The sequence below is a fragment of the Streptomyces sp. S07_1.15 genome, assembly GCF_020739505.1.
GTDB lineage: Bacteria > Actinomycetota > Actinomycetes > Streptomycetales > Streptomycetaceae > Streptomyces > Streptomyces xinghaiensis.
This window is the reverse complement of the sequence record NZ_JAJBZK010000001.1, coordinates 1643365-1655409: the sequence shown is the minus strand read 5'-3', so window position 1 is coordinate 1655409 and position 12045 is coordinate 1643365. Positions and strand designations below refer to the sequence as shown.

The following is a 12045-nucleotide window of genomic DNA, read 5'->3' as shown; positions in this document are numbered from 1 at the left end:
GCCGGGGGCGCAGCCGGCTGCCGCGGCTGCCGCAGTCGCGGCGGACGTACCGCGGGCGCGGTAGGCGGCCGGTCGTCCGCGAGCGGGATCCGCCGTCGGCGGCCCCGGGCTAGGGTGCGCGCATGAACACAGGGCGGTTCGGGGTCCCCGCCGGTGCCGCGGACGGGGTGATCGCCGTCGGTGTGGCGGCGGTGCTGCTGGTCACCGGGGTGTCCGGGCAGCAGTCCGCCACCGGCCCCGCGACGCCGCTCGGCTACGGACTGCTGGCGGCCGGCGGCCTGGCGCTGGCCGCCCGCCGCAGGGCGCCGGTTCCCGTCCTGGCCGTCACCGGGCTGTGCGCGGTGGGCTACCAGGCGGCGGGCTTCGACGTGCCCGCCGTCGCCTATCTGTTCGCCGTCTACGCCGCCGTACGCGCGGGGCACCGTACCGCCGCGATCGTGGCGTCCGTCGTCATGCTGGCCGCCCTTCCGCTCGCGGCCCTGGTCTCCCTGCACGATGTCTCCCCGCACGACGCGGGCGAGGCGTTCGCGCGGGGCCGCGGCGCCCTGGAGCTGGCCTGGCTGATCGCGGCCGGCGCGGCGGGGGAAGCGCTGCGGCAGGCGGAGCGGCGGGCGGACGAGGCCGAGCGCACGCGCGAGGAGACCGCGCGGCGCCGCGCCGACGAGGAGCGGCTGCACATCGCGCGGGAGCTGCACGACTCGCTCACCCACCAGATCTCGGTCATCAAGCTGCAGAGCGAGGTCGCCGTCCATGTGGCCCGCAAGCGCGGCGAACAGGTGCCGGAGGCCCTGCTGGCCATCCAGGAGGCGGGGCGCGAGGCGGCCCGGGAGCTGCGCGCGACCCTGGAGGCGCTGCGCGACGACGGCACGGCCCCGCCGCCCGGGCTCGACGACCTCCCCGGACTGGTGGAGCGGGCGGGCCGGGCGGGGCTGGAGGCGTCGCTGACGGTCGAGGGACGGCGGGAGGACGTGCCGGCCGCGGTCGGCCGGACCGTCTACCGGATCGTCCAGGAGGCGCTGACGAACACCGCCCGGCACGCCGCCGCGGCCACCGCCTCCGTCCGGGTCGACTGCCGCCCGGACGTCCTCGCGGTCCGCGTCGACGACGACGGCGGGGCCACGCCGGACGCCGCCCCGGTGCCCGGCGTCGGGCTGCTGGGGATGCGTGAACGCGTCACCGCTCTCGGCGGCCGGCTGCGCGCGGAACCGCGCGACGGGGGCGGCTTCACCGTCCGGGCCGAACTCCCCGTGGACCGGGCGCCGTGATCCGCGTCCTGCTGGTCGACGACCAGCCGCTGGTGCGCAGCGGGTTCCGCGCCCTCCTCGATCTGGAGGACGACATCGAGGCGGTGGCCGAGGCGGGCGACGGCGCGGAGGGCCTGGCCCTCGCCCGGGAGCATCTGCCCGACGTCGTGCTGATCGACATCCGCATGCCGGTGATGGACGGCATCGAGGCGACCCGGCGCATTGCCGCCGACCCGGCGCTGTCCCGGGTGCACGTCGTCGTCCTGACCAACTACGGCATGGACGAGTACGTCTTCCACGCGCTGCGCGCGGGCGCCGCCGGGTTCCTCGTCAAGGACATCGTGCCGGACGACTTCCTGCACGCGGTGCGCGTCGCGGCCCGCGGCGACGCCCTGCTCGCACCGTCCATCACCCGCAAGCTGATCGACCGGTACGTCACCCAGCCCCTCCCCGGCGACCCGGGCACCGGGCTGGAGGAGCTCACCAACCGGGAACGCGAGGCCGTCGCCCTGGTCGCGCAGGGCCTGTCCAACGACCAGATCGCGGCCCGCATGGTGATCAGCTCACTGACCGCGAAGACCCACGTCAACCGGGCGATGACCAAGCTCCACGCCCGCGACCGCGCGCAGCTCGTCGTCCTCGCGTACGAATCCGGCCTCGTCACTCCGCGCAGCCCGTGAGCAGGCCAAGGTTATGGCTACTTCAGCTATGATAGTTGCAGCTATCATAGTTGTCGGAGGTGTTGCCGGTGGCCAAGCCGGAGAGACTGTTCGCGCGGGACGCGGAGTGGCGCGAGCTGGAGGGGTTCGCCGCGTCGGAGCAGCAGGGTGCCTCCCTGGGGCTCGTGTACGGGCGGCGGCGGCAGGGGAAGACGCTGATGCTGGAGTTGCTGGCGCGCGAGTCGCGGGGTTTTCTCTTCGCGGCCACGCAGCAGAGCGAGGCACAGAATCTCGCGGATCTGGGCTCGGCGTACTCGGCATTCCGCGGGCTCCGGCGGCCGGTGCTGTTCGCCGACTGGCGGGAGGCGCTGGACGAGCTGCTGCGGATCGGTGAGGACGCCCCGGTGCCAGTGGTGATCGACGAGTTTCCGTATCTGGTGTCGGCGTCCCCCGCCCTGCCCTCCTATCTGCAGCAGGCTCTCAGCCCGCTGAGCCATGCCAAGGAGCACACCCGGACCCGGCTGATCCTGTGCGGCAGCGCGCTGACCACGATGGCGCAGCTGCTGGGCGGAGGCGCCCCGCTGCGCGGGCGGGCGAGCACGGAGCTGGTGGTACGGCCCTTCCGGTTCCGGGAGGCGGCCGCCTTCTGGGGCGTGGAGGACGACCCGGAGCTGGCGTTCCGGCTCCACGCGCTGGTGGGCGGGACCCCGGCGTACAAGGAGATGTGCGGAGGCACCGGGCCGGCGGACCTCGCGGACTTCGACGGGTGGGTCGCCCGCCGCCTGCTCAACCCGGCCTCCGCCATGTTCCGCGAAGGCGGGCTGCTGCTGCGTGAGGAGCCATCGATCTCGGATCCGACCTCGTACGCGGCGGTCCTGGCGGCGGTCAGTGCCGGGCATCACCGCAGGTCGGAGATCGCGGGTCTGCTGGGGCGGCCGAGCGGCGCGCTGGCGCACCTGCTCTCCGGGCTCCGGGACATCGGCCTACTGGAGCAGGTCGAGGACGCCATAAGAGACAAGCGCAGTGTTTTCCGGGTCGCCGAGCCCGCGGTGCGGTTGTACCAGCTGCTGATCAAGCGGCACGAGCCGGAGCTGGTGGTGGGCCGGGCCGACCGGGTCTGGGCGGACAACGCCGACACCGTCGCCGGGAAGATCTACGGCCCGCACTTCGAGGAACTGGCCCGCCAGTGGTGCTTCGAACACGCCGCTCCGGAGAGCCTGGGCGGCCGGGCGACCTGGGTGCGCCCGACCGAGATCGCCTGCCGGGAGCACCGCCGCGGGCACGAGCTGGATCTCGTGGTGGCGGAGTCACCGGCGTTCGGGCCCGAGCGGATCACCGCGATCGGTGAGGCCAAGGGGACCGCTACCCCCGTAGGTCTGCCGCAGTTGGAACGGCTGGAACACCTGCGCGGGCTGCTGCCGAGCGCCCGGGTGGGGGCACTGCCCAAACTCCTGCTCTTCGCCCGCTCCGGCTTCACCGAGGACCTGCGCCGCGAGGCCGGCCGGCGCGGCGACGTCGAACTCGTCGACCTGTGGCGGATGTACCGGGGAGAGTGACGCGCCGGGGGCAGGAGGGCGGGACGCGCTGAAGGCCGGACTCGGTGGAAGCCATGGCAGGGCGTCGGCCGGGGTGGCGCGCCGCCCCGGCCGACGCACATGGCACCACTGCCGGACCACCATCACTCTCGGGCGCCCGCGGTGCAGCCGCTTTCCGCTGTTTCTCCGCTCCGTTGTTCCGCGGTGATCGGCATCGGCTCGCGGTGGGCGTGGTTCCCCGCCGGAGCCCCGCCCCGGGCCGGACGACGGGTCCCGCGCTTCCGGGCCGCCGCGGCTTGCTCAGCCGGACGCGGCCCCGAACCACCTGGGGAGATGGGCGAGCAGGTCCCGCTGGTCGTCGCCGACCCACGCCACGTGGCCGTCCGGACGCAGCAGGGCCGCGGGGACGTCCGGTTTCTTGTCTTCCTCGCCGGCGTCAATGACGTCGACGATGTGGTCGACCCGGTCCTCCCAGCCGGCCACCGAGAGCCGGCCGGTCTGGTCGAGCAGCAGCCCTCGGCCGCCGTGCATCAGCCCGTAGAGGAGCCCCCGCCGCAACTGCACGTCCCGCAGCCGCCGGCCGAGGAGTTCATGGCCCTCGCCGAAGTCGTAGCGGACCGCGATGGCGGTGATCTTCTCGATCAGATACCGGTTCACCTCCTCGAACTCCATCAGTTCGGCCAGCAGTCGGCGCACGGCCCGGGGACCCGGCTCGGAGGACAGCAGCTCCATCTGGGCGCGGGTGTTGTCGAGCACGGCGGCGGCCACCGGGTGCCGTTCGGTGTGGTAGCTGTCCAGCAACCCTTCCGGCGCCCAGCCGCGGACCTCGGCGGCCAGTTTCCAGCCGAGGTTGAACGCGTCCTGGACGCCGAGGTTGAGGCCCTGCCCGCCGGTCGGCGGGTGGATGTGCGCCGCGTCGCCGGCCAGCAGCACCCGGCCGGTGCGGTAGCGCTCGGCCAGCCGGGTGGCGTCGCCGAAGCGGGAGAGCCAGCGGGGTGAGTGCACGCCGAGGTCGGTGCCGGCGAACTTCCGCACCTGCCGCTTGACTTCCTCCAGGGTCGGCGGCGCCGTGCGGTCCTCGGCCACGCCCTCGGCCGGCACGATGAGCCGGTACACCCCGTCCCCCAGGGGCATGGTGCCGAACCGCCACTGCGTCCTGCGGACCTCCGCCACCACGGCGGCCAGCTCCTCCGGCCCGACGCCCACCTCCACCTCGCCCAGCAGCGTCTCGACCCGGCTGGGCTCGCCGGGGAAGCCGACGCCGAGCAGCTTGCGCACCGTGCTGCGCCCGCCGTCGCAGCCGACGAGATAGCGCGCCCGGAGCCGGGACCCGTCTCCCAGTTCGGCGGTCACCCCGTCGTCGTCCTGGCTCAGCCCGGTCAGTTCGCGGCCGCGCAGGATCTCGGCGCCGAGCCCGGTGGCGTGCTCGTGCAGCAGGCGCTCGGTGACCACCTGCGGGATGGCGAGGACGTACGAGTGCGCGGTGTCCAGCCGCTCGGGCCACGACGTGCCGAGGCCCGCGAAGAAGCCGCCGACCGCGTACTTCTTGCCGCGCGCGAGGAACTCCTTCAGCAGGCCGCGCTGGTCCATCACCTCGACGCTGCGGGCGTGCAGGCCCTGCGCGCGGGACTGCGCGGTCGGCTCGGTCAGCTTCTCCACCACGACCACCCGCACGCCGTGCAGCCGCAACTCGGCGGCCAGCATCAGGCCGGTCGGTCCGCCACCGGCGATGATCACGTCAATCATGAAACCCCCCATTTCGACAAGGCTGTGTCCCGGCCGGCCGCTCGGCGCGGTCGGGCACCGGGCACGCGCACGTCGCACGTCGTCCGGTGCTCCGGTCTCCACTGCGCACAAAGCTGTACGTAATCCGCGTATTGCTGATTTCCGCAGGTTCCGGCCTCGGGCGGAGATTCTGCAGCACGACCGGGGCCTTGCCGCAAGGCCCCCCGTGCGCTATACGTTGAGAGTGGCAAGGAGAGCCGACCTCCTTGCCTTTGTTCTTGTGCCGTCCGTCACCGGCCCCCTGAGGAGGTGACCGCGGCCACCGCGACCGCGGCACCCTCCGCTGTCCGAACCGGCCTCTTCTTCCGCGTCCGGGATGACCCGAGCCGGCTCCTTGACCTCAACCCCGGTTCAGGTCGGACGCTCGGCGTATGGAGATCACAGACAGCGGCACTCTTCTCTTCCGCAACACCATGCGCATCACCGACGGTCACCTCGACGGCTTCCGGCGCGCCATCGCCCGGGCGGTGGCCTTCGCTCACGAGCACGGCCGCCAGCTCATGGTGGAGGTCTTCCTCGACGAGGAGCGGATGCTCGCACACAGCTTCCAGCTCTACCGCGACTCCGAGGCGATCCGCACCCACTGGCGGCTGTCGGACCCGTACATCCGCGAGGTGATGGAGCACTGCACCGTGCAGCACTTCGAGGTGTTCGGCGCACCGGACCACGACATCGTGGCGGCCCTCAGGACCCCCGGCGGCGCGTCCTTCCCCGTCACCATCTCGCCACGCCTCGCCGGCTTCAGCCGCCTGGGGACGCCGTGAGGCATCCGGACGGGTGTACCGGCCCCGGCGTCGCGAGGCAGGCGTCGCCGTCCGTGACCCCGACTCTGCGCACCGAGCGGCTGCTGCTGGAGCCCTACGTCCCCGAGGACGAAGAAGCCTTCGTCGCGCTGTTCCAGGACACCAGGGTGTCGCGATGGATGGGCGACGGGCCGGCGTCCGAAGCCTCGGACCGGGCCCTGTTCGGGCGGATCTTCACGAAGGTCTACGCCCGGAACCTGTTCGACGTCTGGGCCGTCCGCCGGGACGGGGTGCTGGTCGGCCATGCCGAGATCAAGCCGACCGACGCCACCGGAGGCCACGAGATCATCTACGCCCTGGCGCCGGCGGCCTGGGGGATCGGCCTGGGAACCGAACTCGCCGAGGCGGTCACCGCCCATGGCTTCACCGCCCTGGGACTCACCGAGGTCCACGCCACCGTGGCCGCACCGAACACGGCTTCCCTGACCCTGCTGGGCAGGATCGGCTTCGAGTACGTCCGGGACATATCACCGAGGACGACGGCAGCACCACTCGCGTGCTGGTCCGCCGCCAGGGGTGACGACTTACCGGTACCGAACGGCCGTGCGGACGGGCCGCCTTGACGGTCTGCCCGTCGAGATCGTTCCGATGAACCCGTGCGCGGCCGGCGGTTGGGCCCTTATGACGGCCCGGGTCGTGCCGTGTCCCGCTCGTGGCCCGTGCAGAGCTGGGCGGTCAGGGTCGTGCGGGCCCACTCCTCCCAGGCGTCGGGGGACCAGCCCCGGTCGCGGACGAAGATCAGGTACAGCTCCGGGCTGAGCAGCCCGTAGAGCAGGTCGGCGGCGCGGGTGGTGTCGACACCGGGGCGGGCGTCGGGCTTGGTGGTGAGTGCCTCCGCCGCGGCGTGCTGGACGGTGTAGCGCGGGTCCTCCGGGCCGGCGGGCCACTGCGCGGCGATCTCCGGGTCGGTGGCCGCGGCGGCCGCGATCAGCGGGATGACCGGGGCGACCCGCTCCTGGATGGCGCGCACCCCCTGTACGTGGGCGCGCAGTTGCCCGGCCGCGGTGGGCTCGGCGCAGGCGGCGCGGAACCAGTCGCGCTCCATCGTGGCGACCGGTTCGGTGTCGCCGGCGATGGAGGTGTCGACGACGTCCTTGAACAACGCCCGCTTGTTGCGGAATACGAAGTACACGGTCTGGACGGCCACGCCCGCGCGGTCCGCGACCTCCTGAAGGCTCGTCGCTCCGTACCCCTGTGCGATGAACAGATCCCGCGCCGCCGCGATGATCTTCTCGCGGGTGCGCCGCGAGCGCTCGGCCCGCTTGTCGGGGCGTTTGCCGTGGTGTGTGCCGGATCCCTTGACCGCGTCCATGCCGGGAGTCTATCTCTAGTATCCATCACTAGAGTTGGACTCTGATTTCTTGGGGGAAACGATGACCGAGACCTGGACGGCCGCGGAGCTCGACGCGGAGGCGGCCGTGCGCCGCTCGCTGGAGGACTACTACCGGGACGGCAAGCCGCCGTGGGACACCGGCGTCACGCCGCCCGAACTCGTCGCCCTGGTCGAGGGGCCCGGCGCGCTCACGCCCGGGCGGGCCCTCGAGCTCGGCTGCGGCACCGGGACCAACGCGGTGTACCTGGCCCGGCACGGCTGGCGGGTGGTGGCCGTCGACATGGTCCACCGCGCGGTCCAGCAGGCGCGGGAGAAGGCCGAAGCGGCCGAAGCGGCCGGAGCGGACGTCACGGTGCTGTGCGGGGACGCCACCCGGCTGGACGAACTGGACGTCCCGGCCCGTACGACCTGTTCTTCGACCTGAGCTGCTTCTGCGTGATCCCGGCGCACCGCCGCGACGCCTACGCCGCCGGCCTCACCCGGCGTGCCGCCCCCGGCGCGCGGCTCCTGATGTTCGGCTACGGGCCCGAGGCGTTCGAGGACCCGATCTCCGGCGTCACCGCGGACGAACTCCGCACCCGGTTCGCCGGATGGGAGCTGACCGACGTGACACCCGGCACGAACCCGGTCCCGACGTTCTGGTTCACGCTGCACCGCACCGCGGACGGAGCGGCGTGAGGACCGTCGTGCGGTGAGGGGCCCGGGATGCCGGCCGCTGAAACGGGCGCCGGCATCCCGGACACCGCGGGGCATCTCACCCCGGCTGGTCCACCCGAGGCAAAAAATTCCGCCGGCGATGTCGAGAACCGGCGACCGGCTCCGTCCCCGAGGTGAACGCGACCACAATGGGCCGCACCCGCTCCGAGGAGAGACACGATGGCCAAGTACCTGCTGCTCAAGCACTACCGCGGCGCGCCGGCCGCGGTCAACGACGTACCCATGGACCAGTGGACGCCGGAGGAGATCTCGGCCCACATGCAGTACATGCAGGACTTCGCGGACCGGCTGGAGAAGAACGGCGAGTTCGTCGACGGCCAGGCGCTGGCCCCCGAGGGGGCGTGGGTCCGGTACGACGGCGAGGGCCGCCCGCCGGTCACCGACGGCCCGTTCGCCGAGACCAAGGACCTCATCGCCGGCTGGATGGTGATCGATGTCGACAGCTACGACCGCGCCGTCGAGCTGGCCGGGGAACTGTCGGCCGCCCCCGGCAAGGGCGGCAAGCCGATCCACGAGTGGCTGGAGGTGCGCCCGTTCCTGACCGCGCCCCCCACCGTCACGGAGTGACCTGAGGTGAACGAGGTCCTCCTCCGGAGCCTCATACCGGGCGTCATCGCGATCCTCGTCCGCCGCGGAGCCGACTTCGCGGCGGCCGAGGACGCCGTGCAGGACGCGCTGGTCGAGGCGCTCCGCGCCTGGCCGGCCGACGGCTCCGCGAACTCCCCGGGTTCCGGCGGCGCTTCGGGCTCCTCGGACTCCTCGGGCTCCTCGGCGGGTTCCTCGGGCGGCGGGCGGCCCGTACGGGACCCGAAGGGCTGGCTGGTCACCGTGGCCTGGCGCCGGTTCCTCGACGCGGCCAGGGCGGACGCCGCCCGCCGCCGTCGCGAGGATCTCCTCGACGAGGAGCCGGCGCCCGGCCCCGCGCCCGCGGTGGACGACACGCTCCAGCTCTACTTCCTGTGCGCCCACCCGTCGCTGACGCCGTCGTCCGCGGTCGCGCTCACCCTGCGCGCCGTCGGCGGGCTGACCACCCGACAGATCGCCCGGGCCTACCTGGTGCCCGAGGCGACCATGGCCCAGCGCATCAGCCGGGCCAAACGCACCGTCTCCGGCGTGCGGTTCGACCGGCCCGGCGACGTCGCCACCGTGCTGCGCGTCCTCTACCTCGTCTTCAACGAGGGCTACTCCGGTGACGTCGACCTCGCCGCCGAGGCCATCCGCCTCACCCGGCAGCTCGCCGCCGCGATCGACCACCCCGAGGTGGCGGGGCTACTCGCCCTCATGCTGCTCCACCATGCCCGGCGCGCCGCCCGGACCGCGCCCGACGGCAGCCTCGTGCCGCTCGCCGAGCAGGACCGCGGGCGGTGGGACACCGCGTCGATCGCCGAGGGCATCGGCATCCTGCAGGCGGCCCTCGCCCGCGACCGCCTGGGCGAGTACCAGGCCCAGGCCGCCATCGCGGCCCTGCACGCCGACGCGCCCACCGCCGGGGAGACCGACTGGGTGCAGATCGTCGAGTGGTACGACGAACTCGTACTCCTGAACGACAGTCCCGTCGTCCGGCTCAACCGTGCGGTCGCCGTCGGCGAGGCGGACGGACCGCGCGCCGGCCTGGCCGCACTCGCGGCAGTGGACGACGCCTCCTCAGCGAGCTCCTCGGACAGGGGTCACCGCATCCCCCGGTACACCGCGGTCGCGGCGTACCTCCACGAGCGCGACGGCGACCTGGCGACGGCGGCACGGCTGTACGCCGAGGCGGCCCGCCGGGCACCCAACCTCGCCGAGCGCGACCACCTGACCCGCCAGGCCGCCCGGCTCAACGCCCGCCGGTGAAGGCCCCGATGGCACGCGCCCGCCTCCCCGCGTCACCTTGGCGGGGGCGCGGCCCGTGCCCGGAGCGCCGGCCTTCCCGCGCGAGGCGGCGGACCGTACACAGTCCGGCCTCGGCACCCGGCCTCAGCAGTCGAACACCGACCAGCAGATGTCGTTGCGCAGCCGCTGGTCGTCCAGCACGAGCTCGCGGATCGCCGCCGGGAGCCGATCGCGCTGCCACCGGCACTCGAGTCGTCCCGCGGCCTCGCCCTCGCCCTCCGGCGCCGCGGCCCGCGCGGCCTTGATCGCGTAGGCGGCCGCCCCGAGTTCGTGCGCGGCGACGTGGGCCACGGCCCCGGCCTGGCCGGCGGCGTACGCGGCATGCCGCGCCGCCCCGCGCAGGTCTCTGGCCGCTCCCATCGCATGACCGCCCGCCGCGCGGGCCCGCATCATCGTGACCTCCCCCCGTGCCCAGGCCCGGGCGTGCCCGATCGCCCGGCGCGGTCGCGGGTCCCCGGGCCGGGCCGACTCGAAGAGGCCGAGGACGTGCTCCGCGCACGAGGCGGCCCAGAGAGCGAGGAGACGGTGATCCGCGTCCGTGAGAGTCCCGCCACGGCGGATCGTCACGAAGCGGGGGTCGCGCACCTTCGGGAGGATCACGACGCGCTCTCCGTCCTCTGCGCCCCGGCGCCCCTTCCTGCGGTGCGCCCCGGCGGCGGGCCGGCCGCCAGGCGCAGGGAGCGGTCCAGCGCGCTCATCAGCCGGGCGACACGGCTGCTGCCGCCCGCAGCGGGCGGGTAGCGGCGGAGCACGTCGATGAGCACCGGTGTCGCACGCTGCCGCGACCGTTCCAGCAGGGCGTCCCCGATCGCGGGGTCGCCGCCCGCCTCCAGCTCCCCGATGCGCGCGGCGCTCGCCGAGGCACGCAGGATGTGCCCGACCTGGCCGGCCCGGGCGATGGGGTGCAGATAGGCGGCCGATGCGGCATCACCGGCGGATCGCGCGGCCAGGCGGGCGGCTTCGGAGGGCGCGGACCGGGCGGCTCGATGGGCGTCGAGGGAGGTGACGCGCTGCAGTGCCGTCCTGTTGGCGCCGTTGATGAACTCCCAGGCCGCGTCGATCGCTTCGCGGGGGCGCGGGTCGCCGGGAACGGCCTGCTCGAAGACCGGCAGGACGTCCTCCGCGTGCCGGACCGCGTAACGCGCCACGACGCGCAGTTCGTCCGGCGTCAGGTCGAAGTCCCCGGAAACGGTGTGCCTGTTCTGTGCCATGCCCCTGAATCGTATCCTTGAACGCCCGGTGGAGACTCCGCGACGAAGCCTCCGCTCACCCGGGCGGTGAACCCTCAACCGGAGGTCAGATGCGTCCCGTGGACCTGGCCCGCCGGCACGGCCTCTCCACGCAGGCGGTCCGCAACTACGAGGACGCCGGCATCATCCCGCCGGCTCACCGCGGCCCGACCGGGTACCGGGACTACACCGCCACCCATGCCGCCGGGCTCGCGGCCCACCTGGCGCTCGTCCCCGCCTTCGGCCACTCGGCGAGCCGGCGCATCATGCGGGCCGTCACCGGCGGCCGGCTCGACGAAGCCCTGGAGTGTGTCGACGAGGGGCACGCACTCCTGGCGCGCGACCGCGCCACACTGCGAACCGTCGAGGCGGCGCTCTCATCCCTCGGAGCCGCCACTCCGGCTGTCACTCCGGCCGCGGACTCCACCCCGGCCGCGACCGCCGCGGCGGCCGGCACCCGGGCGCCGTTCAGCATCGGTGAACTCGCCCGCCACCTCGGACTCAACCCGGCCACCCTGCGCGCCTGGGAACGCGCCGGAGTCCTCGCCCCACGACGTGACCCCCGCACCGGGGACCGGCGGTACCTCGCGCCGGACGTGCGCGACGCCGAACTGGCGCACCTGCTGCGCCGGGGAGGCCAGGCCCTGGCCGCCATCGCCTCCGTCCTCGGGGAACTCCGCGACGCCGGCGGCCTCGAAGCGCTGGCCGCCACCCTGGAAGGATGGCGGCGCGACCTCACGTCCCGCGGAACCGCCCAACTGCACGCCGCCGGCAGGCTCTCCGCCTACCTCGACGCCCTGGACCGGTCCGCGAGAACCGGCTGAGCCGAGCCGCGAAGCGCGACGACTCACGCCACACCCACGACGGA

13 protein-coding genes and 1 pseudogene are annotated in these 12045 nt (G+C 73.7%); 10 read left to right on the top strand and 4 right to left on the bottom strand.

Annotated features, from left to right (window positions below):
• Positions 1-122 precede the first annotated feature (122 nt).
• The 3 genes from LIX60_RS07005 to LIX60_RS06995 all read left to right on the top strand — a co-directional run bounded on the left by LIX60_RS07005 (position 123) and on the right by LIX60_RS06995 (position 3459).
• The gene (locus LIX60_RS07005; protein WP_227957688.1) at positions 123-1265 is read left to right on the top strand and encodes a sensor histidine kinase; all 1143 of its coding nucleotides are present in this window, start codon (positions 123-125) and stop codon (positions 1263-1265) included.
• Positions 1262-1924, top strand: a complete 663-nt coding sequence (locus tag LIX60_RS07000; protein ID WP_043460637.1) for a response regulator transcription factor — start codon at positions 1262-1264, stop codon at positions 1922-1924. Before LIX60_RS07005 ends, LIX60_RS07000 begins: the two co-directional genes overlap by 4 nt.
• A 68-nt stretch (positions 1925-1992) precedes the next feature.
• Complete coding sequence (locus LIX60_RS06995; RefSeq protein WP_227957687.1) at positions 1993-3459, top strand: ATP-binding protein; 1467 nt, start codon at positions 1993-1995, stop codon at positions 3457-3459.
• A gap of 279 nt (positions 3460-3738) precedes the next feature.
• On the opposite strand, the gene rox is transcribed toward LIX60_RS06995, so the two are convergent.
• Positions 3739-5184, bottom strand: coding sequence for a rifampin monooxygenase (gene rox / locus LIX60_RS06990; RefSeq protein WP_227957686.1), 1446 nt, complete (start codon positions 5182-5184; stop codon positions 3739-3741).
• 410 nt (positions 5185-5594) lie between these two features.
• Between rox and LIX60_RS06985 the strand changes: the two genes are divergently transcribed.
• Complete coding sequence (locus LIX60_RS06985) at positions 5595-5987, top strand: hypothetical protein (RefSeq protein ID WP_227957685.1); 393 nt, start codon at positions 5595-5597, stop codon at positions 5985-5987.
• A 53-nt stretch (positions 5988-6040) separates the two neighbouring features.
• Positions 6041-6546: pseudogene (locus LIX60_RS06980) on the top strand (GNAT family N-acetyltransferase).
• Between the two features lie 99 nt (positions 6547-6645).
• Here the strand turns inward: LIX60_RS06980 and LIX60_RS06975 are convergent.
• Positions 6646-7338 carry a TetR/AcrR family transcriptional regulator gene (locus tag LIX60_RS06975; protein WP_227957684.1) on the bottom strand — a complete coding sequence of 231 codons (693 nt, stop codon included), beginning with the start codon at positions 7336-7338 and terminating at the stop codon, positions 6646-6648.
• Positions 7339-7399: 61 nt separating this feature from the next.
• Here LIX60_RS06975 and LIX60_RS06970 point away from each other — a divergent pair, with 61 nt between their 5' ends.
• From LIX60_RS06970 to LIX60_RS06955, 4 genes are all read left to right on the top strand, one after another.
• Entirely contained in the window at positions 7400-7783 is a 384-nt protein-coding gene (locus LIX60_RS06970; RefSeq protein WP_227957683.1) for a bifunctional 2-polyprenyl-6-hydroxyphenol methylase/3-demethylubiquinol 3-O-methyltransferase UbiG, read from the top strand.
• 11 nt (positions 7784-7794) lie between these two features.
• Complete coding sequence (locus LIX60_RS06965) at positions 7795-8037, top strand: hypothetical protein (protein WP_227957682.1); 243 nt, start codon at positions 7795-7797, stop codon at positions 8035-8037.
• A 198-nt stretch (positions 8038-8235) separates the two neighbouring features.
• Positions 8236-8643, top strand: a complete 408-nt coding sequence (locus LIX60_RS06960) for a YciI family protein (RefSeq protein WP_227957681.1) — start codon at positions 8236-8238, stop codon at positions 8641-8643.
• Positions 8644-8649: 6 nt separating this feature from the next.
• Positions 8650-9909, top strand: coding sequence for an RNA polymerase sigma factor (locus tag LIX60_RS06955; RefSeq protein WP_227957680.1), 1260 nt, complete (start codon positions 8650-8652; stop codon positions 9907-9909).
• Positions 9910-10032: 123 nt separating this feature from the next.
• Here the strand turns inward: LIX60_RS06955 and LIX60_RS06950 are convergent, their stop codons facing one another.
• Together LIX60_RS06950 and LIX60_RS06945 are read right to left on the bottom strand one after the other, a co-directional pair.
• Positions 10033-10548, bottom strand: a complete 516-nt coding sequence (locus tag LIX60_RS06950; RefSeq protein ID WP_227957679.1) for a putative immunity protein — start codon at positions 10546-10548, stop codon at positions 10033-10035.
• Positions 10545-11159 carry a putative immunity protein gene (locus LIX60_RS06945; RefSeq protein ID WP_227957678.1) on the bottom strand — a complete coding sequence of 205 codons (615 nt, stop codon included), beginning with the start codon at positions 11157-11159 and terminating at the stop codon, positions 10545-10547. Before LIX60_RS06945 ends, LIX60_RS06950 begins: the two co-directional genes overlap by 4 nt.
• An 89-nt stretch (positions 11160-11248) precedes the next feature.
• Between LIX60_RS06945 and LIX60_RS06940 the strand changes: the two genes are divergently transcribed.
• Entirely contained in the window at positions 11249-12001 is a 753-nt protein-coding gene (locus tag LIX60_RS06940; protein WP_227957677.1) for a MerR family DNA-binding transcriptional regulator, read from the top strand.
• The last annotated feature ends 44 nt before the right edge of the window (positions 12002-12045 follow it).